This is a genomic window from Thermosulfuriphilus ammonigenes (assembly GCF_011207455.1).
GTDB lineage: Bacteria > Desulfobacterota > Thermodesulfobacteria > Thermodesulfobacteriales > ST65 > Thermosulfuriphilus > Thermosulfuriphilus ammonigenes.
The window spans coordinates 1,516,851-1,542,026 of the sequence record NZ_CP048877.1; the positions used below are offsets into that span (position 1 = coordinate 1,516,851).

A 25,176-nucleotide genomic window follows, 5' to 3' on the forward strand; every position below is an offset into this window, starting at 1 on the left:
AATTATCATAAGAACTTAACTTAATAAAGATTAACTTAATAAAACCAAAAACCCTCCCCTTTAATCGATAAAAATGGCATAATCCAAATGTGGGATTGTGCCGTTGGTGTGGTCAAAAGGGCCCAACTATCTCCAAAGTACTCGGTTTTTGCGTCTCCTGCATTCGAAATCACTGGGCGGAGATCGCCAAAGAAATAGACGCTCTTCATGCTCAGAGTCGTCTGGCTTTTGGTCTCCCTCCAAAACCTCCACGGACAAAAGGGGGAATCCCCTGTCGTCTTTGTTTCCACCGCTGTCGTCTGGGGGAGGGGGAGGCAGGATATTGTGGTCTTTGGAGGGTTGAGGAAGGGCGGCTTACCGGAGGGAGTCCAAAAGGGGCTAAGGTCTCCTGGTACCTGGATCCCCTGCCCACCAATTGCGTGGCTGATTGGATTTGTCCCGGAGGTACAGGAAATGGTTATCCCCGTTATGCCTATCTTCCGGGGCCAGAGAGAGGTTATGCCAATCTGGCGGTCTTTTATGAGGCTTGCAATTTTAACTGTCTTTACTGCCAAAACTGGCATTTTAAGAGAAGGGCCCGAAGGGATGTCTATCTAGAGGCTGATCTACTCCTTGGAGCTCTAGCCTCTCATGTTTCCTGTGTTTGTTTTTTTGGAGGGGATCCAGGACCTCAGGCTCCTCATGCCATTTCGGTCGGCCGCAAAATGCTTCAGAGATTTCCTGAGAGGATTATTCGTTTGTGTTGGGAGACCAATGGTGGTGAGAGCCGAAGCGTTATCAGGGAGATGATGCGTCTTAGCTTGATTAGTGGAGGTGTCCTGAAAATTGATCTTAAGGCAGCTACAGAGGCGGTTCACCTGGCCCTTTGTGGAGTTTCTAACCGTTATGTTTTGGAGAATTTAGCCTATTTGGTTCAAGAGGCCCAAAGGAGGTCTGAGCCTCCAGCTCTTGTGGTCTCCACTCTTTTGGTCCCTGGATACATTGATGCCCAAGAGATAAGCCAGCTCGCCCGGCTTTTGGCCCGACTTGATCCAGAGATCCCCTGGACTCTTCTGGCTTTTTATCCGGCTTTTATTCTTAACGACTTGCCTACCACCTCTCGCCGGCATGCTGCAGAGGCCCTGGCCCTGGCGCGGGCCGAGGGTTTAAAAAGGGTTCACCTGGGTAATGTTCATCTTCTTTCTGAATGGTCCTAGAAGATCCTTTTCTAAGCTTAGTTGAGCTAACGAAGGTAAGGATTAAAATAGCCGAAGCCAAGGTGGGGAAATCGTCTTTTAAGGTGCTCCTGAAGCCTCCTTATTCCCCATGGTGATCTTTGGGGGCGAAAATCTATCTTTTCTAAGTACCAATCAGGGTCGATGTTTAGGTTCCGTAGCTGGATGAAGTCAACCCCAAGGGCGATGATCTCCTCAAGAGCAGAGATTTCCTCAGGCTCATCAGTTACGCCAGGAAAGATAAAATAGTTGAGACTGACAAAACCTCCTTTTTTCTTCATCTGGATGATGGATTCTCGGATCTCCTGAAGTCCAAAACCTCGGGGTCGGACATAGGCTCGCCAGTACCTTTCCCTTGCGGTCGGAAGAGAGACCCGAATGGAATCCAAGCCGCTACTAGCCAGCCGGTCTATTCCTTCGGGGATGCTGGCGTTGGTATTTAGATTTATGGTTCCGCGACTGGTCTGTTTTCGGATAAGCGTTATGGCCTTTTCCAAAAGGGGGGCCTTAAGAAGGGGTTCCCCCTCGCATCCCTGCCCGAAGGAAACCAAGGCCGGTTTGGCTCGAAAAAGGTGGCCAGTGGCTACCTCAGCGATCTCCTCTGCCGAAGGGGTGAAGTCTAGTCTTTCTTGGGTAGCTGGTGGGCCCTCTTCTGGTTGAAGAGACAGACAGCCTAGACACTGAGCGTTACAACTCTGAGCGGTGGGAAGAGGGGCCTCATAGCGATCTAGGAAAAAGTTGCGGGCTGCCGGGCAGCCATAAGTGAGACAACAGCGGCGGCCAAGGTGCTGGATGAGCCGGTTTCTGGGATGCTCTTTGAGGCGTTTCAGGGTTCTTCGACGAACGTCTTCTGGCTGAAAGTGGTCCAGATCTTGCCGTGGCTCAGGGTCAGACCGGAAGGCCGTTACCCAGAAGCCTTCGTCCCACCAGCCTACAGCAGTATAGGCAAAAAGTGGCAGAGGGGGGAGAGATTCTTGGGCTTTTGCCCAGGCCGCCAAGAAGGTGTGGGTGTGGGCTGGCGCTATAAAGGCGGCTACTGCCAGGGCCGGCTCAGAGGGACAAAAGGGGTTTTCCTTAAGGACGACGACCTCTCCGGTGGTAGGGTCAAGGCCAACCGGATGACGGTCAGGGAGGACAAAGAGTTCGCTGCCATAGGGCAAGGGAATAAAATCTTTTTCTTCAGGAAGATAGAACTCTTGGCCGCTTCTTCCTAAGGCCAAAAGCCCCGGGAAGTCAAAGATCTGCCCTTTAAGATCGGCAAAGACAAGGTAAGGTGAATTCAAGGGGTGACTTGAAGGATACCCCGGTCTTATTCCTGTTGATGACATCTGTAGGCAGGCTCTTTCTCTATAATTAGGCTAAAGATGGACCTGATGTCGCCCTAGTTCTTTTCCCTCTGGCGAAAGGTATAGAGAACCTGGTTGAAGAAGATAAATATCCCTTTTGCCTACCGGGGTAAAGAGGGTGATCTGGCGGGCAACAAAATCAATCTTCTTTACGATTCCCAGCCCCTGGCAGAGGCCTTTTTTGTCATACAGACCACAAAGAAGATTGACGAAGGCCTGCGGAAAGATATGTTTTATGCGTCCCGGAAGGCGTCTTTCAGAGACTACCAGAAGACCTTCACTGGTCTTCTCTGACCACACGGCCCCAGGCGTATCTATCCGGCGGCCAGTAAAAAGAAGACTCGTATCGATAACCAATTGTGGGAGATCAAAAACTATAGTTCGAGCCCTGGAGAAATATTCTTGGAAGGCCTTTTGGCGGAAACGGCTTCGGATCTCCCTGGTCTTTGGTCGGGCCTGCTGGGAGGGCTTCAGGCGTATTCTTCGGGGCCAAGGGTGGGCTCGAAGAATAGGCTCTAGCTCCCTTTCTCTTTCTAGGGCGACGATGGTATCTGGTCTTAAAAGTTCAATTTTAAAAGATTTAAGCCTTCTCCCCCTGCCAGTAATCAGTCCGGTGGTGTTAATTAAGTAAAAGTCGGCTCGACAGGCTTCAAGGAGAATCTTGCTACCCACGACCATAGGTAGAAGGTGTCCTAAAGGAGTAACTGACCCCACGAAATAGAGTCTCTCAATAGGGAGTTCCCTTATTTTTCGGGGCGGCTTCCCGGTCGTCGTCGAAGTTATGGTGGCCGGTGGGCCTAGATCCTTCTGGCCGATATCGGCATCGATTATTGCCACCTTGGCCCCTCTGGCCGTAAGGTAACGGGTAAGAAAAAGGAGTAGAGTGCTTTTTCCTACATCTGTGGTCCCTAAAATCATCACCCTTCGTCCTTGGGAGTAGATCCTTTCGGCCGCCTCTATCCATGACCGGGGGATGTCTATCTTCGCCCTTTTTGGTGTCTTATTTGCATTAATCATTGTCAGAAAGCCTTGATTGTTTTAGACCACCGGCTGAAAGTCTGAAATTTTAAGTTTAACTTTTAGTTAAAAGTTTCTATTTGCAAATAAATATAGGTTTTTAACATATGATGGAGGAATTGAATGTCACCTGCGTCTCTGGAAGACAACAGGAAGACTATCTCCTTAAGCCTACACTGTCGTCAATTTCTTGACTATCTGCCTATAGCGGCCATCTGCTGGAATGCCGAGGGAATGATCCTTGAGGTCAATCAGGGGGCGGCCAGGCTCTTATCCTATAAAAGAGAGGAACTCCTGGGGGCAAAAATTGTCAATCTTTGTCCATCTCTGGCTGAGGTCTTTACCAAGGGGAAGTCTGTTTTCCGAAGGAGGGTCTCACTTAAATGTAAAGATGGTTCCTTCATTCGAGTGGATATTGAAGGCTGTTTGTTGGCTAAAGAAGGGCTGGTTATGGCCTTCTTGCGCCGAGACCCTCTTGATCGGCTCTTTGAACCTGCCGTTTGGAAAACTCTCTTAGATTCAGTCCACCTCGGAGTAGTGATTACCGATGTTAGGGGGCGAATGATTCGAGCCAATGCGGCCGGGGTTCGTCTGCTTGGTCTGGCCCGCGGAAAGCGGAACCTCTTTGAACTTTTAGGCTTTAAAGATGAAAAGTCTCAACTGGAGGCTCGTTTGCGTTCTGGGGGGCAGATCTCTGGAGTCCGCATTTTCCCTCAGGGTATGGAACTGTGGGTGGACATAGCCATTCATCGTTTGAGTTTCGGGGAGAGGGATTATCTGGTCTGGATTATCAGTGATGTTACTGAACAGGTTTCTCTAAGTAACGCTCTTCATCATAGTCATAAATTTTTACAGAATGTCTTTGATGCCATAAATGATGGTCTAAGTGTTCTTGATAAAGACCTTAATATCCTGGGAGTTAACTCGGCCATGGAACGCTGGTATGGCCGGGCTGAAGAGATCGTTGGTCGTAAGTGTTACGAAATCTATCAAAGGAGAAGAGAGCCCTGTCCAGACTGTCCTTCCCTTCGAGCGATGGAGACTGGTCGGACCCATCGAAAAATCGTTCCCTATCCCTCTTATGAGAATCCGGAAGGTTGGATTGATCTCTCAAGTTATCCCTTGAGGGATCAGGGGGGAAGAATCATTGGAGTCATCGAATACTGTAAAGATATATCCGAGCTTAAGAAGGCCCAGGATGAGCTTTTAACAGAAAAAGAACGTCTAATCACCATATTAGAAGGCATTGCTGATGGAGTTATTTCTACTGATCAAGAGGGTCGAGTTGTTTTTATCAATCCGGCGGCTCGAAGGATTCTGGAGATAAAAGAAAATGTCTTGGGAAGGAGCTTCGGTCGTGTGTTTAGACTTGACGAGGCTTCAGATGAGGTCGTTGCTGGTCTTTTTGCGGTTCTTAAGGGTGAAAGACAGATATTTGAGGTTGATGACATCTTGGTGCCGATTGGGGATGAGGAGGAAAAATATTTGGCTATCAGGGCTACGGCCCTCCGTGATCCCCAAAAGAAGGGGATAGGAATGGTTCTTGTCTTTCGCGATGTAACCGAGAAGAAAAAGATTGAAGAGGAGTTAAGCCGGGCGGAGAGGCTTGAGGCCCTGGGTATCTTGGCCGGAGGAATCGCGCACGACTTTAACAACATTCTTACTGCCTTGGCTGGTAATCTTTCCCTGGCTACCTTGAAGATCCCTGAAGACTCTCCGGCCCGGGATTACCTGGAAGGTGCCCTTAAGGCCCTTGATCAGGCCAAGGGGTTGACCACCCAGCTTCAGACCTTCTCTCGAGGCGGTCTTCCGGTAAAAAAGGCGGTTTCTATCGCTGACCTTCTTCGGGAAACCGTCATCTTTACCCTAAGGGGTTCAAATGTCTCACCTGAATTTGATCTGTCTTCCGATCTCCTTCAGGCTGAGGTGGATCCCGGCCAGATCCATCAAGTCATTCAAAATATAGTTATCAATGCTGATCAGGCTATGCCCCACGGAGGCAAGCTTTACATTCGGGCCGAAAATTATATCTCTGAAGGAGATGAAGGCCTTGAGCCCGGGGTTTATATTAAATTGACTTTTCGCGACCAAGGCGTGGGGATTCCCGAGAATATTATTGATCGAATATTTGACCCTTATTTTTCCACCAAACAAAAAGGAAGCGGTTTGGGATTGGCCTCTGCTTACTCTATTGTCAAAAGACATGGTGGGACTATTACTGTAGAATCCGTCCTCGGTCACGGATCAACCTTTACGGTCTACCTACCGGCTATTGTTTCCAAACAAAAGACCCCCCCCCGTCAGTCTTGCCGGAGGGAGCAGATTTCTAGTTCTAGTCCTCCAGGTAAAGTCCTCCTTATGGATGATGATCAGGGTGTAAGGGATGTGGCTTCTCAGATGCTAGAGGGCCTCGGCTATGAGGTTGCTTTGGCCTGTGAAGGACGAGAAGCCCTTGAACTTTATCGCCAAGCCCTTGAGGCCGGGAGTCCTTTTGATCTGGTGATCATGGATCTGACTATCCCCGGAGGTATGGGAGGCAGAGAGGCTGTAAAGAGACTCCTTGAACTTGATCCTCGGGCTCAGGTGGTAGTTTCCAGCGGATACTCCAATGATGATGTTATGGCTAACTATCAAAAATATGGTTTTAAGGGGGTTTTAGCTAAGCCTTTTAAACTTGAGGAGCTAAAACGGGTCCTGGAAGAGATACTTCCGGCCTCAAGCCAGAGACACTAGGTCTTTCTTCGATCTTGGCTTCGTCAACCTTGCCTTGTTTAGATTTCCCACTATAATGTCCTCTTGGTCTTCTTTAGATTAGTTTCGTTGGTCACGTGGAGGTAAGACTATGGCCCGGGTTACTGTAGAAGACTGCTTGAGGCAGGTTCCCAGTCGTTTTCGACTCGTTCACCTGGCGGTTCAACGTGTCAAACAATTACGCAAGGGGGCTCAGCCTCTGGTGGTTTGTGAAAACAAGGAAATAGTCACGGCCTTGCGGGAGATAGCTGCCGGCTCGGTCTCTCTCGAGAACATCAAAGAATTAGAAAAACAACTGGAGGAGAGTCGGATCTACGCTGCCTTAGGGGGCAAAGAAAGTTCTTAAGGTGGCCGATCCCTAATCTATGGTCCATCATAAAGACTATTATCAAATTTTGGGGGTGGCTCGAGACGCCTCGGCGGAAGAGATTAAAAAGGCCTATCGGCGTCTAGCCCTTAAATACCATCCAGATCGCAATCCCGGAGACAAGGAGGCTGAGGAGCGTTTCAAAGAGGCTTCTGAGGCCTACGAGGTGCTTTCTGATCCGGAAAAGCGAGCTATCTATGATCGCTTTGGTCATCAAGGCCTCTCTGGACAGGGATATAAAACAGGTTTTGATGACTTTCAGGATATATTTTCCACCTTTTCTGACCTGTTTGAGGAATTCTTCGGTTTTTCCTCCGGCTTTGGGCGTCGTGAGTCTTCCCGGCCGAGACCGGGTGCTGATCTGCGCTACGATCTCTCCATTGATCTTGAGGAAGCGGCCAAGGGAAAAGAGATAGAGATAGAATTTACCAGGCTTGAAGCCTGCAATACCTGCGGGGGAACCGGGCTTAGGCCAGGGGGGCAGCGGGCCTATTGTCCTGTTTGTCAGGGCCGGGGCCAAGTGGTTCACTCTGAGGGTTTCTTCCGCATCAGTTCTACCTGTCCTCATTGTCGGGGAGCGGGGACAATTAATGCCGATCCCTGTCCAGATTGTGCTGGTCAGGGGCGTTTGCGTCGTAAACGGCGTCTCACAGTGGATATTCCTCCCGGAGTAGATACGGGGACCCGCCTGCGCATCAAACGGGAAGGGGAGGCAGGAATTAATGGTGGGCCTCCCGGAGATCTTTATGTTGTCATTCATGTCCGGCCCCATAAGCTCTTTGAGCGCCATGGTGATGATCTCTTCTGTGAGGTACCGATAAACTTTGTTAAGGCGGCCCTAGGGGGAGAGATATTCGTAGAGACTCTTTGGGGTAAGGAGCGGATTACCATTCCCCGAGGGACCCAGCCAGGCGAGAGGCTTGTTTTGCGTGGTTTGGGGATGCCCCGTCTGCGGGGAGGGGGAAAAGGAGATTTAATAGTCCAGATTCAGGTAGAGATTCCTCGAAAGCTTACCCGACGCCAGGAAGAGTTGCTTCGGGAGTTTGAGGCTCTAGAAGAGGAAAAGAAGGAAGGCTTCTTCCAAAAGATCTTTCGACGTGAGGCCAAGGGATGAAATCCCTCAGTCATCTTGATTCCTCCGGGCGGGCTAAGATGGTCGATGTTTCCGAGAAGGAGGAGACCTTCCGGGAGGCGGTAGCCCGTGGCCGGGTTCTTCTCGGAAAAGAAGCCTTCGAGGCTGCGGTGACTGGAGGGCTGAAGAAGGGGGATCTCTTCACGGTGGCCAAGATCGCCGGGATCATGGCTGCTAAAAAGGTATATGAGCTTATCCCCCTTTGTCATCCTCTTCCTGTCACCCATGTGGATATTGATTTTCAACTGGACGAGCAGCAGTTTGCCGTAGAGATAGAGGCCACTGTCCGGACTAAGGCTGCCACCGGTGTGGAAATGGAGGCTCTCTGCGCCTGCTCATTGGCGGCCTTGACCATTTACGATATGTGCAAGGCGGTAAGTCATGCCATACGCATAGAAGACATCCGGCTGGCCCGTAAAAGTGGTGGCCGAAGCGGCACGATAATTCTGGAAAAATGACGGAGGTGGGTCCTTTATGGATCAGGAAAAGCTGGAATACTTCAGGAACCTTTTGCAAGAGAAGTTAAAAACCCTTTTGTCTGAAGCCGAGAAGACCCTTACCGATCTTACTGAAAGCGGACTTAACTGCCCGGATCCAACTGATCGGGCGGTTTTGGAGTCTGATCGAGGTTTTGAACTTCGTATCCGGGATCGAGAGAGAAAGTTCATTCGTAAAATTCAGGCAGCCCTGGAGAGAATCGATGAAGGGACCTATGGTATATGTGAAGAGTGTGGAGAGGAAATCAGCCTCAAACGTCTAGAGGCCCGGCCGGAGGCCTCACTGTGTATCGAGTGTAAGAGGAGACAGGAGCAGTTGGAAAAGATCAAAGGGGGCTAAAATGGGGGATGAGCCCCTGTATGTGGCCTTTATCTGGCACATGCATCAGCCCTTTTATTATGATTGGCGTCGCGATTCCTTAAGCCTTCCCTGGGTAAGACTTCATGCTACCAAGGCTTACACCGATATGCCGGCCCTTCTTGAGGAATACCCTCGAGTAAGGGCCATCTTCAACCTTGTCCCCTCGTTGCTCAAACAGATAAAGTTCTATGAGAGTGGTGGGGATGATGAATTCCTAACCCTCTCCCGTAAGCCGGCCTCCGAGCTTAATCAGCGAGATCGAGAGTTTATCCTGGTCAATTTTTTTAGCTGTCACTGGGAGACCATGGTCAATCCCTATCCCCGCTATCGAGCCCTTCTAGAAAAGAGAGGCCTCTCCACGGATCAGGCTTCCATTCGGGCCGCGGTATCGAATTTTTCTGATCAAGATTTTCTTGATCTTCAGGTCTGGTTTAATCTAACCTGGATAGGCTTTTATTTGCGAGGAGATCCTCTTATCCGTCACCTTTTAGCTAAGGAGCGAACCTACTCTGAAGAAGATAAAAATCAGCTTCTTGATTTTCAGATTAAGGTTCTAAAAGAAGTTATTCCTCGTTACCGGCGTCTCCTGGAGAGTGGCCAGATAGAGATTAGCACCAGCCCTTTCTATCATCCCATCCTGCCGCTACTTATAGATAGCGATTGCGCCCGGCGATCTATGCCCCAGGTGGCCCTTCCTCCCCGATTTTCCTTCCCGGAAGATGCCCAGGCCCAGATAAAACAAGCTTTAGACTATCATGAGGCCATCTTTGGCAGGCGTCCTCAGGGATTGTGGCCCTCTGAAGGCTCGGTCTCGCCGGAACTTGTGCCCATTCTTGAGGACTGTGGTCTTATCTGGGCGGCTACTGATGAGGAGATCCTCTTCCATAGCCTTCCTGATCCCTCTCCGGCGGCCCTGTTTCAACCATATCTGGTGAACATAAACGGGGCCCGGGTAAATATGGTCTTTCGGCATCATGGGCTCTCGGATCGGATTGGTTTTGTCTATCAGCGCAATCCGGCCTCTCAAAGTGTGGAGGATTTTATCGAGGAGTTGAGGCGTATCAGGGCATTTTGTTTTTCTCATGGGTCGGGTCCCTGGTTGGTTTCGATAATTCTTGATGGAGAAAATCCCTGGGAGTACTACCCCGATGGGGGGGAGGCCTTTTTGCGGGGCCTCTATGAGGCCCTATCCGAGGCTAAAGACCTGGAAACCGTTACCTTGGTCGATTTCCTGACCAGTCATTCCCCCCGTGTCTCTCTGGAGAATCTTTTTACCGGTTCCTGGATTAACCATAATTTTGACATCTGGATCGGCGGCGAGGAAGAGAATAAGGCCTGGACTTTACTTGGTCAGACTCGAAGATGGTTTAAAGAGCGAGAGAAAGAGCTATCTTCGGCAGAGCGTCAAGCGGCCTATGAGGCTATCATGGCTGCCGAAGGAAGTGATTGGTTTTGGTGGTTCGGGGATCACTTCTCCAGTAATTATGATGCCGAGTTTGATCGGCTCTTTCGGGGGCATCTTGTCAGAGTATATGAGAGTTGTGGGCATCATCCTCCCGCTGAGTTGTCCCTGTCTATCAGACGTCTCCGGCGGGTAGAACCCCAGCGAACTCCAGTGGGGTTTATCTCCCCGGTAATAGACGGAAAGGTAAGCCATTTTCTGGAATGGAGTGGTTCGGGTTACTATAGCCTTTCTGATTTTGGTTCGGCCATGTATCTGGGGCCTGGTTTGATTGAGGCCGTCTATTTCGGTTTTAATCTGAAAGAGATCTTCTTCAGGTTAGACCCTCAAGAGCCTTTAAACAATTGGCCTGAAGATATCGAAATTAATATTATTCTTTCGGGCAGACACAAGGCCGTTCTTAGCTTTAAACCGCGGGCCGAAAATATAATAGATACATATCGGATACGTCTCGACGATCGGGTCATTTCCGCTAGGCAGGAGGGAGGAAAGCTGGCTGTCGCCAAGATAATTGAGCTTTCGATCCCCTTTTCGGTGCTCAATTTTAGGGTTGGAGAAAATGTCATTTTTTGGATAGAAATTCTGGAAAAGGGTCTGGTCAGGGAAAGAGTGCCCCGGATGAGCTATCTTTCCTTTACAGTCCCAGACGAAAATTTCGAGCAAATCTTCTGGCAGGTCTGAAGGAGGAATTATGCCTGAATTGCGAAAAGACCCCATCGTGGGGCGGTGGGTGATTATTGCTAAGGAGCGGGGCAAGCGTCCCTCGGATTTCGTTGTCGAGAAAGAAAAGACGAAGGGCGGGTTCTGTCCCCTCTGCCCTGGGCACGAGTACACCACCCCTCCGGAGGTTTTGGCCTACGGGAGACCGCCGGGAGCCCCTCCCAATAGTCCGGACTGGACCCTTCGGGTAGTACCCAACAAGTATCCGGCCCTTATCATAGAAGGAGATCTCTGGAAGGAGGGAGAGGGTATCTATGATAAGATGAACGGCATTGGTGCCCACGAAGTCATCGTTGAGACCCCCAATCATCAGGAAACTCTAGCCGATATTCCTCCGGAGAGATTGGTTCAGGTCTATTGGGCCTATCGGGATCGTATGGTCGATTTGGCTCGAGATCATCGTTTCCGCTATGTGATGATATTTAAAAATTTTGGTCAGGCCGCTGGAGCATCTTTGGAGCATTCCCATTCCCAGCTTATCGCCCTTCCTATTGTCCCCCAGCTGGTTCGTGAGGAGATAAAGGGGGCCAAACTCTATTATGATTATAAAGAACGCTGTATCTTCTGCGATATAATCCACCAAGAACTTCAACAGAACATCCGAATTATTTGCGAAAATGAAGAATTTCTCTGTATAAGCCCCTTTGCCCCCCGGTCACCCTTTGAAATGTGGATTCTCCCTAAAAGGCATCATTCTGACTTTCGTAGTGTGGATGACAAACAATTTCGAGCTTTGGCTGAAATTTTTTCTGAAGCCTTAAGAAGGCTCGATGCCGCTATCCCTCGCTGTCCCTTTAACTATGTTCTTCATACGGCTCCCCTGAGGGAGTCTTACCTTGAACACTACCACTGGCATTTTGAAATTATGCCCAAGCTTACTCGTATCGCCGGTTTTGAATGGGGCACCGGGTTTTATATTAATCCTACGCCTCCAGAGGAGGCGGCCAGATTTTTAAGAGAAATCACCCTTTAGATGAATGGTCCAAAGGTAAGGCAACTTTATCCGGTTGGTAAAAAAAGATCTTTGGGTCTCAAAGAAGCGCTCTGTCTCCTTGAAACCCTCTCCGGCCAGGACAGGCCTCAACCCCGCTTAGAGAGAATTCTAGAGGTTCTTCTCCATCTGATGGGCCTTGAGCGGGGAGGGATTTACCTTCGGGATCTTGATCGTCGAATTCTAACGCCTCTGGTTACGATAGGTTTGAGCCCGGACACGCCAGATGATTCTCCCGATAATGTCTTGGGCTACGTGCTTCTTAATGGCGAGCCTCTGTTTAGAAAGCGTATAGATAATGAAGATGAGGCCTTTGCCTCTCCAATTTTTCGGGGGGTGGCCTCCTGTGCCCTTCTTCCATGGTCAGAAGAGCCTAGAGGGGTTTTGATTCTCCTTTCCTCTCAGCCGAGAGATTGGTCTTTAGAGGAAAAGGACTTTTGCCTTTTAGGGCTCCGGTTGATTATCCAGCTCATCCGGGAGATTGGCCTGGTTGAAGAAATTAGAGATCAAGGACGTCTAGTCCGGCTTGTCAAACGTTTAAATCAGGCCTTCCATCCCGCTCATGATCTGACGAAAACTTTGAACTCTCTGGTGGAAGGCCTTCAGGAGACCTTGGAGCTCTCCGGTGTGGCCGCTAAGCTGGATTTAAGGGGTAAGATTATTCAGGCCCGTTCAGGAAGATTGCCTGAGTACTGTGAGGGTACTTGCCTGCGGGCGGCGGAGACTAAAGTCCTTCTTTGCGAAGAGGCTCTGGTCTTCCGAGGGGAAATTAGGCCCTACCAGACTGTGGTTTGCCTTCCCTTTGAGATCCCACGAGGTCAGGGGGGCCTCTGTCTCTTTTCTCCTGAAGGCAAAGATGGGCTTTGCCGGGCCCTTTACATTCTAAGACCTCTCTTAAGCATCCTTTCTCGGGGGCTTTCTACCCTTGTCGCCTTGGAGGAAGTGCGCCAGCAGGCCCAGAAAAACCAGGTTGTTGCTGAACAACTTACCGGCCTCTACGAAATAGGCCTTCATCTCCTGGTCCCCAGTAGCCCTCATGATATCGCTCAGGAGTTTCTTTATCAGCTAACCACCCATCCTGGTCTTTCCTGCCCCAAGGCAGCTCTGGTTCTCAAAAGGGATCATCGTCGCTATCTGGCCGAGGTTCGAGAAGAAGGTAGGGTGATTTTTAGTGGTTCTGTTTCTCTACCCCGGGAGGGGTTACCTCCCGAAATAGCAAATCTTATGGGGCCTGATCCCCTGATTTACCCTCTTATGGCCGGGCCAGAGTCTTTAGGGGTTCTGGTCTTAGAAGGGGTTCCTTCTTACCAGGACGATCGGGGGTTCCGACTTTTAGCCAGTTATTTAGCCGTCAGTCTGGAAAAGGCCCTTCTTTACTCCGGCCTTGAACGGGCCAACAGGGAGCTTTTGATCACCAAAGATCGTCTTGTGGATTCTGAAAAGAGGGCCGCTCTTGGTGAATTGGCGGCAGCCATTGCCCACGAAATCCGCAATCCCTTAAGCATCTTGGGAGGCCTGGCCCACCGGGCGACGAGAGCTAAATCTTACGAAGAGGTTCAAAAATATCTCCAACGTCTAATCTCTCAAGTGGCTCGTCTGGAGAAGGTCCTGCGGGGCCTTTTGGATGTTAACTATCGCTGCCCTCAATGTTTTGGTCAGGAGGATCTCAATCGTCTGGTAGAAGAGGCCCTTTTCCTGCTGGAAAAGGAGATAGGAGCCCGAGGGCTAAGGGTAGAGAAAGATTTTCAGAGTTTACCCCCGGTGGATTGTGATGGTCAGGAGATTCGTTATGTCCTCTCCTGTCTTATTCTTAACGCCATCCAGGCCATGGGTGAGGGCGGAGTCCTAAGTATTAAGACCTATTCTGTTGCCGAGCCTGATCCTGGAGTTGTTTGCGAGGTAAGCGATACCGGTGGAGGAATCCCTTTAGAGATTTTGCCCAACATATTTAACCCTTTCTTTGGGACCAAAAGAAGCCGGGGTCTGGGCTTGGCCCTGGCCTACCGCATTGTTCGTTTTCATGAGGGGGAAATCTTGGTGGATAATCGGCCGGGTAAGGGAGCAACATTTATTGTCAGACTGCCCCTTAGAGGTAAGAGCAGAAGAATTTTCAGAAAGGAGTGAGCTTATGGCAGAGAGGAAACCCAAAATTTTACTGGTGGATGACGAGGAAAGCATCCATGTCCTTTATCGAGAAGAACTGGAAGAGGAGGGCTATGAGGTTTATTCGGCCTTAAATGGAGAGGAGGCCCTCAAGATGGCCGAGGAGGTGGATCCCGATTTAGTTATTCTGGATATCAACATGCCGGGGATGGATGGTATAGAGGTCTTAAGACAGCTTAAGGAGAAAAAACCTAATCGACCAGTTATCCTCAGCTCGGCCTACCCAGAGTACAAACAGGATCTGGCCTCCTGGGCTTCAGATGACTATATCGTAAAGTCATATAATCTTGATGAGCTCAAGGCCTCGGTCAAACGTCAGCTCCAGCGAGTTCTGGGGGGGTAAGAGGAACCAGGAGAGAAACCCTCTGGTCTCCGCTTAAGCCGGTAGTCTTCACCTTTATACCATAAAGACGCCGGAGGCGTCTTAAGGGGGTTGAGGTAGCCAAATCTTCGAGCCTGTGGCCATCATAACGGAATTCAATGCATCCCTTATCATGAGCTAATAGGCTGGTACGAATAAGGATTGCCTTATGGGCCTCTCTCGGTTGGGCCTCAATGATGGAGGCCAGTATCCAGCAGATGGCCTCCGAAAAATCCCCCTTTCTTCCCCTCAAGGTGGGGAGTCCCTCCCCAGGTTTGACGAAAAAAACGGCCTGTCTAAAGGTAAAAAGTTCCATGAATTCTACGACTTCAAAGATCACCTGGTTGAGGGAAAGATTGCTCTGGTTTCTCTGCCCCAAATAGTGTTGATAGAGGGCCAGAGCCTTCAAAAAAGCCCTAATTTCTCCTAATCCCTGTCGAAAACGGGAAAGAAAGGTCTCCAGGTTTGGTGCCCCATCCCCTTTCATCTCCAGGTCAAGCAAATCTATCCTCCCCGAGAGGGCCGAGACCAAATTACTCATCCGGTTAAGGACCTTTTCAAAGAAGGAGGAATGATAGAGAAATCCCCCCTTTTGTCCAACCTCAGCCCCGGAAACGAGAAACCCCCTGGCCAAGGGAGCGATGCGGATATCGTATTGTCGATCTGGTTCTTTTTCAAAGAAGGCTTCAGGGATAAAAAGAGGACTCCTTTTTTGATAGGCCTTTTTTAACCAAGATTCTAAAGTCTGCCCTTTAGCTTTTAAGCCTTTAAGGATGGAACCTTCCAATCCTCTAACTGAAGACCAGCTCTTTTTACCCCGGTAGGGGAGAAAGATATCAAACCCTGAGCCAAAGATTTCCGCTGATGGCGTTGGCTGATTTCTGCGAGACATGATTTTCCTGCTTTATTTTCGACTGGCCTGAAATAATGCAAGAGATATTCCAGTGCCTGCGGGTCCAAAAAAGCCTTAAAGGGAGGAAAATCCGATCTAATAGCCCTTTTGTGAGCTAAAGTATAAGAGAAAATAAGAAGTTAATTTCTTAGACAACGGAAGCTTATTTCTCTTCCATCTTCTCCTTATACCAGACCACCGTCTTTTGAAGACCTGTTTCTAAATCCACCAGTTCTTTAAGTCCTAAAATATTTTCGGCTTTAGATGTATCAGCCAAAGAGTGCCTGACATCTCCAGGGCGAGGCGGAGCATAGATTGGCTCCAGATCACTACCGATTATCTGAGCGATGAGCCGATAGAGTTCGTTGATGGTCGTCCTCCGGCCACAGGCGATGTTAAACACCTCCCCCACCGCTTCAGGGCCGGCGAAACAGGCCCGAAGGTTGGCCTCAACGACGTTGTCAATATAGGTGAAGTCCCGGCTCTGTTCACCATCACCGAAGATTACGGGAGGCTCCCCCTTAAGGAGTGCCGTGATAAATTTGGGCACTACAGCTGCATACATAGAATGGGGGTCCTGTCGGGGGCCAAAGACATTGAAATACCGAAGGATTACTGTCTCCAGACCATAAACTTGACTAAAGACCTGGCAGTAATACTCCCCGGTGAGTTTGGATACGGCATAAGGAGAGAGCGGACTGGGGGCCATGGTCTCCTTCTTAGGAATGACCTTTCCTGAAGGGTCCTCCTTGTCACCATAGGCTGAAGAGGAGGCCGCGTAAATAAAGCGTTTTACTCCCGTCTCTTTAGCGGCCCATAGGAGGTTGAGGGTTCCGTTTATGTTGATTTCATTGGTGGTTTGGGGGTCTTCAATGGATCGGGGGACTGATCCTAGAGCTGCCTCATGAAAGATATAGTCTACTCCTTCACAGGCCTTGAGACAGAGAGATCGGTCCCGGATATCACCCCGGATGATCTCCAAGTTCTGAATCAGATTGGGGGAAAAGTGAAGGTTTTCCTCCCGGCCATTAGAGAAATCGTCCAGAACTCTAACCAGGTGTCCATCTTTTAGGAGACGTTCGGTGAGGTTAGAGCCGATGAAACCGGCCCCGCCGGTAACGAGAAAGCGGGTCATCTTTTCCTCCTTGATCAGTTTTTAAGAGGTTTCGGAATTCTTTTCGGGTTCTCTAATGCCAAGATTCTGCATCTTGTAAAGGAGGGCCTTGTAACTTATCTGAAGGATTTCCGCCGTCCGGCGCCGATTCCAGTTAGTCCTCTCTAAGACTACCTCAATGAGTTCTCTTTCTACGTAGTCAAAAATCTTACGGCGGATCTCCTTAAGAGGGATGGAACCATTGCCGTAAGGGGCCAGCTCCTCTCGGACCAAATCTTTGAGATTAGTGGCCTTAGTGGTAGGAGGCTCCACTTCCGCCGAGGCCTCCATGTGGCGACGAATGTCTTGAGCGATAGGCTCCCAGTCTTTAAGGACCAAAAGACGGCGGATGTAGTTCTCTAACTCTCGGACATTACCCGGCCAGTGATATTCCATGAAGAGGTCCATTAAAGGCTTGGGGATCTCCTCTAACCCTCCCCCAAGCTGGGGGGCATATCTATCTATAAAATGTTGACACAGGAGAGGGATATCTTCTTTCCGGTTTCTCAAAGGGGGAACAACAATTTTGATGATGTTTAGACGAAAATAAAGATCTTCCCGAAAACGTCCTTCTCGAATATCCCGGTCCAGGTCGTGATTAGTAGCCGCAATAACCCAGGTATTGACCCGAATATCCTTTTGCCCTCCTACCCGGCTAAATTCGCCATCTTGGAGGACTTGGAGCAGCTTGGCCTGAAGATGAAGGGGCATGTCGCCAATCTCATCAAGGAAAATTACTCCTCCGTTGGCCAGCTCAAATTTACCTAATTTCTGGGCTACAGCTCCGGTGAAGGCGCCCTTTTCATAGCCAAATAGCTCGCTTTCTAAAAGTTCTCCTGGCAGGGCGGCACAGTTTACCTTGACAAAGGGCTTGTCTTTCCGGTAGGAGAGCCGATGAAGGGCGCGGGCCACTAACTCTTTGCCCACGCCACTTTCTCCATAGATGACCACATTTAGGTCCGTGTTAACAACCTGGGTGATGAGTTCCTTTATGTTTTCAATGGCCGGACTTTGACCAATAATAAGCTCTAGGGCCACCGGGGCCTCCTTAACAGATCTAAGAGAAGGTGTTTTGCGGTACCCTTTGTTTAAGATTCTATCCTTTAACGATAATTCAGCTATCGGCCAAAAATCCAGCAAATTAAACAGCAGTTTGCCAAGAATATAAATAGGAAATTTTACCTAATGACAATTACTAATATAAAACAACGCATCGAGGAAGCCACGAATTTTATCGAAAAACAGGTTCCTTTCTGCCCGGCTCTCCTTCTTATTTTAGGGACCGGCCTTTCTGGGGTGGCTGAAAGGATACAAAAAGAACTGGAGATTCCCTATGAGGAGATTCCCCATTTCCCCACCTCTACGGTGCCCAGTCACCGGGGACGATTGCTTATGGGGCGTTTTGCCGGGCGCTATATCTGGGCCTTTCAGGGACGATTCCACTATTATGAAGGATACTCCGCCCAGGAGGTGACCTTTCCCCTTCGGGTGATGACTCGCCTTGGGGTAAAGACCCTCATTATTTCCAACGCCTCGGGGGGGCTCAATCTATCCTTCTCTCCGGGAGATATTATGCTCATTAGGGATCACATAAATCTTATTCCCGACAATCCTCTCCGAGGGCCTAATATAGACGAATGGGGGCCCCGGTTCCCGGATCTTTCCGAGGCCTATAGTCTGAGGCTAAGAGAGCTCATGAAGGAAGTGGCCCGGGAAGAAGGAATCGAACTCCGTGAGGGAGTCTATGTGGCTGTGGCCGGGCCCAGCCTGGAGACCCCGGCAGAGACTAGAATGCTTCGTCTCTTAGGAGCTGATGCCGTAGGGATGTCTACCACGCCAGAGGTCATTGTGGCTAATCACGCCGGCCTTGAGGTCTTGGGGCTTTCAGTAATCGCTAATGTTAACGATCCAGACAACTTTCAGCCCATTCTTTTAGAAGATGTCATCTCTTCGGCAGAGGCTGCCGGGATCAAGTTGGAGAGGTTGGTGGCAGCCTTTCTTAAGCGTCTTCCGGAAGAATGGCTTAAAGGAGAACGTCGTGGCCGGGGATAAGCTTCTCATTAAAGCTCAGATTGTTCTTCCTGCCTGGGATCTGCCTCCTCTGCCCGAAGGGGGGGTTCTGGTAGAGGGAGACAGGATTGTCGCTGTCGGTCCGGCCAGAGAGATCAGGGCCTCCCACCCCCAGGTGAGAGTCAAGGATTTGGGGGCTTGTCTTCTTTTTCCGGGGCTAGTAAACGCCCATACCCATGCGGCCATGACTATTTTTCGCGGTTTGGCCGACGATCTTCCCCTGATGCGCTGGCTGGAGGGTTATATCTTTCCGGCTGAAAGGCACCTCTGTCCTCGGTGGGTCTATTGGGGCACCAAACTAGCAATCTGGGAGATGCTTTCCTCAGGGGTAACCACCTTTGCCGACATGTATATATTCGCCCCTGAGGTCCTTAAGGCCGCCGATGAGGCCGGGATGCGGGCATTAATCGGCGAAGGGCTTTTTGACTTTCCTTCTCCTGGATATGGTCCTCTTGAAGTGGGGCTGAAACTCACGAGAGAACTCCTTGAGACCTACGCTGATCATCCCCGTCTTGGGGTCATGATTTGCCCCCACGCTCTTTATACCTGCTCTCCCGAAACCCTAAAGAAGGCCTTTTCACTGGCAGAAAGGTTTGGAGCCCGATTCAACATCCATCTGGCTGAGACGGCTGACGAACTCAAACTGATCCAGGAGCGCTATGGCCACAGTCCTGTTAAACATCTAGCCTCATTGGGTATGGTTTCAGAGAACCTTCTGGCTGTCCACGGAGTCAAGCTCACCAGTGAGGAGATCGTCCTTTTGGCAGAGGGGCGGGCCAGTTTGGTTCACTGCCCGGAAAGCAATCTCAAATTAGCTTCTGGGGTGGCTCCAGTGCCAGAAATGTTACAGTTGGGGCTCAATTTGGCCCTGGGGACAGACGGTCCGGCCTCCAATAATGATTTAGACCTTATTGGAGAGATGCGTACAGCAGCCCTTATCCAGAAGGGGGTGAGGGAGAGGGCAACCTTGATCCCGGCTCGGGAGGCCTTCCGTATGGCTACTGAGGCCGGGGCCAGGGCTCTAGGAATCGCCAATCTCGGACGTCTTGAACCTGGAGCCCTGGCTGATATGGCTGCTCTTGATCTTTCTCGTCCTCATCTGACTCCGATATACGACCCGCTCTCTCTCCTTGTATATAGCGCTCGGGCCGGAGATGTCATTTGGGTTATGGTGGCTGGAAAGGAGGTTTTCAAGGAGGGACGGCCCCTTGGCTTTGATGCCCGGGAGACGCGAGCTGAGGTTCTGCTCATCGCTCAGGAGATTCGGGAAAAGCTGGGGCTCAACAGCCCTCTCCGATGATAGCAAAGACCCGCTCTATAGCCTCTTGAGGGCTGGCCACATAGTGAACTCCTTCAATCCCCGGCCAGGTGTTAAGGCCAATTACAGGGCGCCACATCTTAAGGGCTAAGGCAATCTCAGAGAGAGTTCCATAACCCCCGGAGACAGCCACTACTGCCTCTACCGAACGGACAAGGATGGCATTCCGGGCGTGGCTCATGGCTGTGACCACCGGAACATCTATGTAAGGATTGGCCTCTGAGGCCTTGTTGCCCGGCAGGATGCCTACAGTAAGGCCCCCGGCTTCTTTAGCCCCTTGAGCGGCGGCCTCCATGACTCCCCCCAGACCGCCGCAATAGACAATGGCCCCCTTTTCTGCCAGAAGATAGCCTACTTGTCGGGCCATTTCGTAAATGGATGATTCACAAATTCCGGCACCTATTACGGCAATACGTCTTAAAGAAGCCATTTGATCACCACAAAACCAAGAATGAGCAGTCCAATAAAGACTACTGTAAGTAAATTAAAGTATCGTTCGATAAAATGTTTGACCATCTCCCCAAAGAAAAAAATCGAGCCCGCTATCAAAAAGAAACGTCCGGCTCGAGAAATCGTTGAGGCCAGGAAGAAGGTTAAAAGATCAATCCTAAAGGCCCCAGCACTGATGGTAAAGAGCTTATACGGTAAGGGTGTAAATCCGGCTACCCCCACGGCCCAGGCATCGTACTGATGAAAATAGCGGCTGACAAGATCAAACTTGTCAGTTAAGCCATAAAAGACAAGCACCGGCCTTCCGATGGTCTCCATAAAAAAGGCTCCGAGAGCATAACCAACCAGCCCTCCCAAAACCGAACCACTGGTGCAGATAAGGGCAAAATAAAGGCTTCGTTTGGGGGCGGCTAAGCAGAGGGCGATGAGAAGGACATCCGGGGGGATGGGAAAGAAGCTGGCCTCAGCCAAGGCCAAGAAAAAAAGGGCCCAGGTCCCCCGGGGGGATTGGGCAAAGGAGAGGGTCCAGTCTTTTAGTGACCTGAGGACCTTTATGCCCGCCATCCGTGATCTCCGATGAGCTTAACGAACCTTACCCCACCAAAGTTTTCCGTGACCAGGCGTTTACCTACCCGGGTGACGCGGACGAGATCTTGGGAATATTCATCTCCGACAGGAATGACCAGACGGCCGCCATCGGCCAGCTGGTTTAGAAGAGGTTCTGGTATTTTGGGGCCACCGGCGGTAACAATGATGGCCTCGAAAGGGGCCTCCTCTGGCCAGCCTTTAGTGCCATCTCCTAGACGAATCACTACGTTGGTATAACCGAGCTGGGCTAAAACGCGACGGGCTCTTTCCACCAGGCTAGGGACACGTTCAATGGAGTAAACTTTTCGGGCCAGTTCAGCCAAAATGGCTGTTTGATAGCCAGATCCGGTACCGATTTCCAGGACTTTTTCATCTCCTTGGAGTTGAAGGGCTTCTGTCATCAGGGCAACGATGTACGGCTGAGAGATGGTCTGTCCCTCGCCTATGGGTAAAGGAAAGTCACCATAGGCCTGATCCCAAAGAGCTTCATCCACGAAGAGATGTCTGGGCACTTTTCGCATGGCGGCGATCACCCGGGGGTCTTTTATCCCTCGGGCGACAATCTGGTTGTCCACCATGCGATTTCGGGCTATCTCAAAAGGATCTCTTAATTTTTCTCTTTTACCTGATAGCGACATTGGTAGACCTGATTGCCAAGGAAGACGATTTCTAGAATCTCCACCTCTTCCCGACCGAGATGCCCACCCAGAAGGGGGATTCGCTTGAGAAGACTTTTATTGATGTTGTAATAGTACCAGGTCTCCCGGCCATCTGCTTGACGGGTAATCCTGGCCGGAGGGCCCAGGAGACGAACTACTTCTGGGCGGCTATATTGTCCGGTTTTGATCAGACAGGCATCGTTGGCCAAATAAACCCGTTTGCCCCCACCACAGCCGCAAAGTCCCAGGGTTAAAAGACCGATAAGTAAAAAAACAGTCAGATTTTTCCCCCAGAGATGCCTAATCATGGTAGCAATATAACAGTCGTCTCAGGGAGGATAAAGTCCTGGGAGGAGGAAGAAATATGCGTTGCCCTAAGTGTAGTTACATTACTTTTGACTACCTAGCCGCCTGTCCCCATTGTCAAACGGATCTGACTCCCATAAGGAGGGCTCTGGGGAATCTCCTTCCTCTGGTGGGGGAGGCGGATTTTCTCTCTGATGGACGTGAGTCTCCTGTCCCTCAGGAGGCTTCCGAAGAGATTAATGCCTCCCCGGCTCCTCAGGAGGAGGTCTCTTCGGCTGGCCTCTCGGATATAGATGTTTCTGATCTTGTGGGGGCTGAGGGGGATGAAGAGCTCTTTGAAGAGCTGGAGAAGGTGGATATCTCCGCCCTTGAATCAGAAGACTTTAAAAAAGCCCTGGATGAAATCTTGAAGGAAAAGTCTTAACCTTTTTCTTGAAGGCTGAAAGGGGTTTTGATAAAGGAACGGCACAGACATAAGGAGGGGTTTTATGTTAGTTAAGGAATGGATGGCAACAGATGTGGTCACCGTAGATGAAAATGCCTCAATGATGAAGGCTACCCAGATTATGAAGGAACACAAGATCCGCCGGATACCAGTGGTTCGGCGGGGAAAGGTCGTGGGCATCATTACGGACCGCGATCTGAAGGAAGCGGCCCCTTCTAAGGCCACCTCTTTGGATGTTCATGAGCTTTACTATCTCTTGTCTGAGATCAAGGTCAAAGACATCATGACTCCCAATCCCATTACTATTCGAGAAGATGATACAGTGGAGCGAGCGGCGGTAATAATGCTCGAGAACCGCATCTCGGGCCTTCCGGTGGTTAATGACGAGGGCTATGTGGTAGGAATTATTACCCAGACTGACGTCTTCAAGGTTCTCATCAGCATAACCGGCATCTACCGAGGACCGATTCAGATCGCCTTTGACCTTGAAGACCGTCCTGGCTCCATAAACGAGGTGGCCGCGGTCATTCGTCAACATGGAGGGCGTTTGGTCTCCATCCTCACCTCATACGACCATGCCGAGCCCGGTCGGCGTGAGGTTTACATCCGCATCAAGGATATCGAAGAGGGGGCCCTTAAAGAGATGATCGAGCGTCTTAAGACCAGATTCAAGGTCCTCTATGTTGTCCGGGACGATATCTCCTCTATTCCCAAAAAGGCAGACGTTGCCACCAAGGACGTCTTCGGAGGGATCCGCCAGGCCACAGCCTAGGCTTGTCTTCCAGAAGGGGTTTAATCTCGGCGGTTGAGCTTTCTTTTAAGGGCATCCATATGGCTCCCTGGCGGGGGATAGTAGCCTCGCCGGTGGTTTCGTCCACGGCTGCAAACATTATTCCCTCGGGGGGGGCAAAAGTCTCCTCTCGGAACCCTTCAAGGGGAAGAATCTTCTCCATGAAGGAAACCCAAATGGGGCAGGCGGCCTTGGCTCCTGTCTCCCCTGGGCCAAGGGGGGTTTTGTCATCTCGCCCCACCCAAACTCCAAGGACAAGAGAGGGAGTGTAGCCGACAAACCAGGCATCGCGGTAGTGGTCTGTAGTTCCTGTTTTGGCTGCCACCGGGACTAACAGATCCGAGGCGCACCGGCCTGTCCCATCAGCCACTACCTGCTCTAGGAGATAAGTAAGCATAAAGGCCGTCTGAGGAGAGATAACTTTTGTGGGCTCCGGTCTTTTGGGCTCAATTACTCGACCCTCGCGGTCCACCAGGGCCTCGATAATGCGAGGGGGAATACGTTGCCCCTGGTTGGCAAAGACTTGGTAGGCTGAGGTTAGCTCGAGTAGAGGTATTCCGTTTGAACCAAGGGCCAAAGCCAGATCGCGAGACAGGGGGACTTTAATCCCCAGCTGCCTGGCCTCAGAGATAACCTCGTCTATTCCTACCAGCTGGGCTACTTTAACGGCCACAGTGTTGCGGGAGTCGGCTAGCGCTTTGCGGACGGTGATGGGTCCAAGAAAAAGCCCATCGAAGTTTTGCGGTTTCCAGTTTTCTCCTTCTTTGGCCCCCGGAAGAACGAGGGGTTCGTCAACAAAAAGAGTAGCTGGGTCTATAAGGTCCTTCTCTAAGGCAGCGGCATAGACGATAGGTTTAAAGGCTGAACCAGGCTGTCTTCTAGCCTGGGTGGCCCGATTAAAATGACCTCGGCCGGGGTCAAGCCCTCCGATCAAGGCCCTAATGGCCCCGGTGTGGGCCTCAATTAGACAAAGGGCTCCCTGGACACTTGATTCCTTGATCTCTGGATGACGCTTTTGGAGACGAGCTAAGCCTTCCCTTAAGGCCTCAAAGGCAGCTACCTGGTAATCAAGATCCAGGGTGCTGTAGATGCGATAGCCTCCGGTGAGAAGCTCTTGGCGGCCCAGTATCTGAGAGAGGCGTTGCTGGGCATAGTCGACGAAATAAGCAGCCTCTTTAGGTATGGGGGGAGCGAAGTGTTTGAGAACGATGGGAGTAGCGTAAGCTCGCCGGGCCTCCTCTTCGGTTATGTAACCTTCAGCGACCATTCTTTTAAGGACATAGGCCTGACGTTTTTTGGCTAGGTCAAAGTGACGGTAAGGATTGTATCGGCTGGGTGCCTGGGGAAGACCAGCGATAAGGGCACATTCGGCCAAGTTGAGGTCCCAGACATGCTTACCAAAGTAAATGCGACTAGCCGCCTCTACCCCATAGGCACCTTCACCAAGGTAGATCTGATTGAGATAAATATTCAGGATTTCATCCTTGGTGAGCATAGAATCTATGCGCCAGGCCAGAAGGGCTTCTTTAATCTTTCGTTTGAAAGACCTTTCGGGAGAGAGCAGCAGGGCCCTGGTCACCTGCTGGGTTATGGTGCTGCCACCCTGGACAATACTGCCTGCCTCCACATTGCGAATGGCGGCGCGAATAATACTGAAAAAGTCAAGCCCCTTGTGCTGGTAAAAACGGGCATCCTCAGCGGCAATAATGGCCTGGATAAGTCTTTCAGGGACAAGGTCCAAAGGAACTGGCCACCTCTTTTCTCGATAAAAGTAGGCCAGAAGCCGACCCTTACGGTCATAAAGTTCACTTACCGCCGGAGGGCGATAGTTTTTGAGGCTGGAGACATCGGGTAACTCCAACTGGAGATAGGCCCAGACCAGGGCCAAGATGAAGAGAGAAACCAGGGCCGCAGTGCTAAAAATTAAGACTAAAACGTGGCCGTAAGACCATCTGAAGACAATCCTGGGCATGCCGTTTTTATTTATCCTCTTTATCCAAGAACCGCAAAGTCGGTCTTGCCTGTAGGGAAAGAAAGACTATTTTTTATGAACGCAAAGGACATGATAAGCCCTTCTTGTTTCTTATCAAGCGCTTCAGAGCCTCTTTAAAAGATTCCCGATT

The 25,176-nt window shown here is 50.5% G+C and carries 24 protein-coding genes; 14 read left to right on the forward strand and 10 right to left on the reverse strand.

All coding sequences use genetic code 11. The features are described from left to right. The first annotated feature begins 89 nt into the window (after positions 1-89). Positions 90-1,196, forward strand: coding sequence for a radical SAM protein (locus tag G4V39_RS07370; protein ID WP_166032312.1), 1,107 nt, complete (start codon positions 90-92; stop codon positions 1,194-1,196). A gap of 26 nt (positions 1,197-1,222) precedes the next feature. On the opposite strand, the gene G4V39_RS07375 is transcribed toward G4V39_RS07370, so the two are convergent. Together G4V39_RS07375 and G4V39_RS07380 are read right to left on the reverse strand one after the other, a co-directional pair. Next, the gene (locus G4V39_RS07375; protein ID WP_210412051.1) at positions 1,223-2,497 is read right to left on the reverse strand and encodes a radical SAM family protein; all 1,275 of its coding nucleotides are present in this window, start codon (positions 2,495-2,497) and stop codon (positions 1,223-1,225) included. A gap of 75 nt (positions 2,498-2,572) precedes the next feature. After that, complete coding sequence (locus G4V39_RS07380; RefSeq protein ID WP_166032314.1) at positions 2,573-3,577, reverse strand: Clp1/GlmU family protein; 1,005 nt, start codon at positions 3,575-3,577, stop codon at positions 2,573-2,575. Positions 3,578-3,700: 123 nt separating this feature from the next. Here G4V39_RS07380 and G4V39_RS07385 point away from each other — a divergent pair, with 123 nt between their 5' ends. The 9 genes from G4V39_RS07385 to G4V39_RS07425 all read left to right on the forward strand — a co-directional run bounded on the left by G4V39_RS07385 (position 3,701) and on the right by G4V39_RS07425 (position 14,364). Further along, positions 3,701-6,310: a hybrid sensor histidine kinase/response regulator gene (locus tag G4V39_RS07385; protein ID WP_166032315.1), complete on the forward strand. Its 2,610-nt coding sequence runs from the start codon at positions 3,701-3,703 to the stop codon at positions 6,308-6,310. A gap of 109 nt (positions 6,311-6,419) precedes the next feature. Beyond that, on the forward strand, positions 6,420-6,674 hold the full coding sequence (rpoZ, locus tag G4V39_RS07390) for a DNA-directed RNA polymerase subunit omega (protein WP_166032316.1): 255 nt from the start codon (positions 6,420-6,422) through the stop codon (positions 6,672-6,674). Between the two features lie 19 nt (positions 6,675-6,693). Beyond that, a complete protein-coding gene (gene dnaJ / locus G4V39_RS07395; protein ID WP_166032317.1) occupies positions 6,694-7,809 on the forward strand; it encodes a molecular chaperone DnaJ in 1,116 nt (371 codons plus the stop codon). After that, positions 7,806-8,285, forward strand: a complete 480-nt coding sequence (gene moaC, locus G4V39_RS07400; RefSeq protein WP_166032318.1) for a cyclic pyranopterin monophosphate synthase MoaC — start codon at positions 7,806-7,808, stop codon at positions 8,283-8,285. The genes dnaJ and moaC overlap by 4 nt, the downstream gene beginning before the upstream one ends. A gap of 16 nt (positions 8,286-8,301) precedes the next feature. Then, positions 8,302-8,664 (forward strand): RNA polymerase-binding protein DksA, encoded by a 363-nt coding sequence (gene dksA / locus G4V39_RS07405; protein ID WP_166032319.1) that lies wholly within the window; start codon positions 8,302-8,304, stop codon positions 8,662-8,664. A 1-nt stretch (position 8,665) separates the two neighbouring features. Next, positions 8,666-10,828: a glycoside hydrolase family 57 protein gene (locus tag G4V39_RS07410; RefSeq protein ID WP_166032320.1), complete on the forward strand. Its 2,163-nt coding sequence runs from the start codon at positions 8,666-8,668 to the stop codon at positions 10,826-10,828. 10 nt (positions 10,829-10,838) lie between these two features. After that, positions 10,839-11,840, forward strand: coding sequence for a galactose-1-phosphate uridylyltransferase (gene galT / locus G4V39_RS07415; protein WP_166032321.1), 1,002 nt, complete (start codon positions 10,839-10,841; stop codon positions 11,838-11,840). 51 nt (positions 11,841-11,891) lie between these two features. Then, a complete protein-coding gene (locus G4V39_RS07420) occupies positions 11,892-13,982 on the forward strand; it encodes an ATP-binding protein (protein WP_210412053.1) in 2,091 nt (696 codons plus the stop codon). A gap of 4 nt (positions 13,983-13,986) precedes the next feature. Then, a complete protein-coding gene (locus G4V39_RS07425) occupies positions 13,987-14,364 on the forward strand; it encodes a response regulator (RefSeq protein ID WP_166032323.1) in 378 nt (125 codons plus the stop codon). On the opposite strand, the gene G4V39_RS07430 is transcribed toward G4V39_RS07425, so the two are convergent. The 3 genes from G4V39_RS07430 to G4V39_RS07440 all read right to left on the reverse strand — a co-directional run bounded on the left by G4V39_RS07430 (position 14,330) and on the right by G4V39_RS07440 (position 17,465). Then, on the reverse strand, positions 14,330-15,274 hold the full coding sequence (locus G4V39_RS07430; protein ID WP_166032324.1) for a hypothetical protein: 945 nt from the start codon (positions 15,272-15,274) through the stop codon (positions 14,330-14,332). The two genes, G4V39_RS07425 and G4V39_RS07430, sit on opposite strands and share 35 nt — an antisense overlap. A 163-nt stretch (positions 15,275-15,437) precedes the next feature. Next, the gene (locus G4V39_RS07435; protein WP_166032325.1) at positions 15,438-16,409 is read right to left on the reverse strand and encodes an SDR family oxidoreductase; all 972 of its coding nucleotides are present in this window, start codon (positions 16,407-16,409) and stop codon (positions 15,438-15,440) included. A 21-nt stretch (positions 16,410-16,430) separates the two neighbouring features. Then, positions 16,431-17,465: a sigma-54 interaction domain-containing protein gene (locus G4V39_RS07440; RefSeq protein ID WP_166032326.1), complete on the reverse strand. Its 1,035-nt coding sequence runs from the start codon at positions 17,463-17,465 to the stop codon at positions 16,431-16,433. A gap of 147 nt (positions 17,466-17,612) precedes the next feature. Between G4V39_RS07440 and G4V39_RS07445 the strand changes: the two genes are divergently transcribed. Together G4V39_RS07445 and G4V39_RS07450 are read left to right on the forward strand one after the other, a co-directional pair. Further along, positions 17,613-18,479 (forward strand): purine-nucleoside phosphorylase, encoded by an 867-nt coding sequence (locus G4V39_RS07445; RefSeq protein WP_166032327.1) that lies wholly within the window; start codon positions 17,613-17,615, stop codon positions 18,477-18,479. Then, positions 18,466-19,797, forward strand: a complete 1,332-nt coding sequence (locus G4V39_RS07450; RefSeq protein ID WP_246169636.1) for an amidohydrolase — start codon at positions 18,466-18,468, stop codon at positions 19,795-19,797. The genes G4V39_RS07445 and G4V39_RS07450 overlap by 14 nt, the downstream gene beginning before the upstream one ends. Here G4V39_RS07450 and G4V39_RS07455 read toward each other — a convergent pair. From G4V39_RS07455 to G4V39_RS07470, 4 genes are read right to left on the reverse strand one after another with little or no spacing between them, the layout of a single operon-like run. After that, positions 19,778-20,245 (reverse strand): TIGR00725 family protein, encoded by a 468-nt coding sequence (locus G4V39_RS07455; RefSeq protein WP_166032329.1) that lies wholly within the window; start codon positions 20,243-20,245, stop codon positions 19,778-19,780. The genes G4V39_RS07450 and G4V39_RS07455 overlap by 20 nt on opposite strands. Then, positions 20,233-20,829, reverse strand: a complete 597-nt coding sequence (locus G4V39_RS07460; RefSeq protein WP_166032330.1) for a YqaA family protein — start codon at positions 20,827-20,829, stop codon at positions 20,233-20,235. Before G4V39_RS07460 ends, G4V39_RS07455 begins: the two co-directional genes overlap by 13 nt. Next, positions 20,817-21,491 carry a protein-L-isoaspartate(D-aspartate) O-methyltransferase gene (locus G4V39_RS07465; protein WP_166032331.1) on the reverse strand — a complete coding sequence of 225 codons (675 nt, stop codon included), beginning with the start codon at positions 21,489-21,491 and terminating at the stop codon, positions 20,817-20,819. The genes G4V39_RS07460 and G4V39_RS07465 overlap by 13 nt, the downstream gene beginning before the upstream one ends. Next, positions 21,461-21,820 (reverse strand): hypothetical protein, encoded by a 360-nt coding sequence (locus G4V39_RS07470; protein ID WP_166032332.1) that lies wholly within the window; start codon positions 21,818-21,820, stop codon positions 21,461-21,463. Before G4V39_RS07470 ends, G4V39_RS07465 begins: the two co-directional genes overlap by 31 nt. Before the next feature lie 56 nt (positions 21,821-21,876). Here G4V39_RS07470 and G4V39_RS07475 point away from each other — a divergent pair, with 56 nt between their 5' ends. Both G4V39_RS07475 and G4V39_RS07480 read left to right on the forward strand, forming a co-directional pair. Further along, on the forward strand, positions 21,877-22,242 hold the full coding sequence (locus tag G4V39_RS07475; protein ID WP_166032333.1) for a hypothetical protein: 366 nt from the start codon (positions 21,877-21,879) through the stop codon (positions 22,240-22,242). Positions 22,243-22,306: 64 nt separating this feature from the next. Beyond that, positions 22,307-23,035 carry a CBS and ACT domain-containing protein gene (locus G4V39_RS07480; RefSeq protein ID WP_166032334.1) on the forward strand — a complete coding sequence of 243 codons (729 nt, stop codon included), beginning with the start codon at positions 22,307-22,309 and terminating at the stop codon, positions 23,033-23,035. Here the strand turns inward: G4V39_RS07480 and G4V39_RS07485 are convergent. Beyond that, positions 22,968-25,025, reverse strand: coding sequence for a penicillin-binding protein 1A (locus G4V39_RS07485; RefSeq protein ID WP_166032335.1), 2,058 nt, complete (start codon positions 25,023-25,025; stop codon positions 22,968-22,970). The genes G4V39_RS07480 and G4V39_RS07485 overlap by 68 nt on opposite strands. Positions 25,026-25,176: the final 151 nt, after the last annotated feature.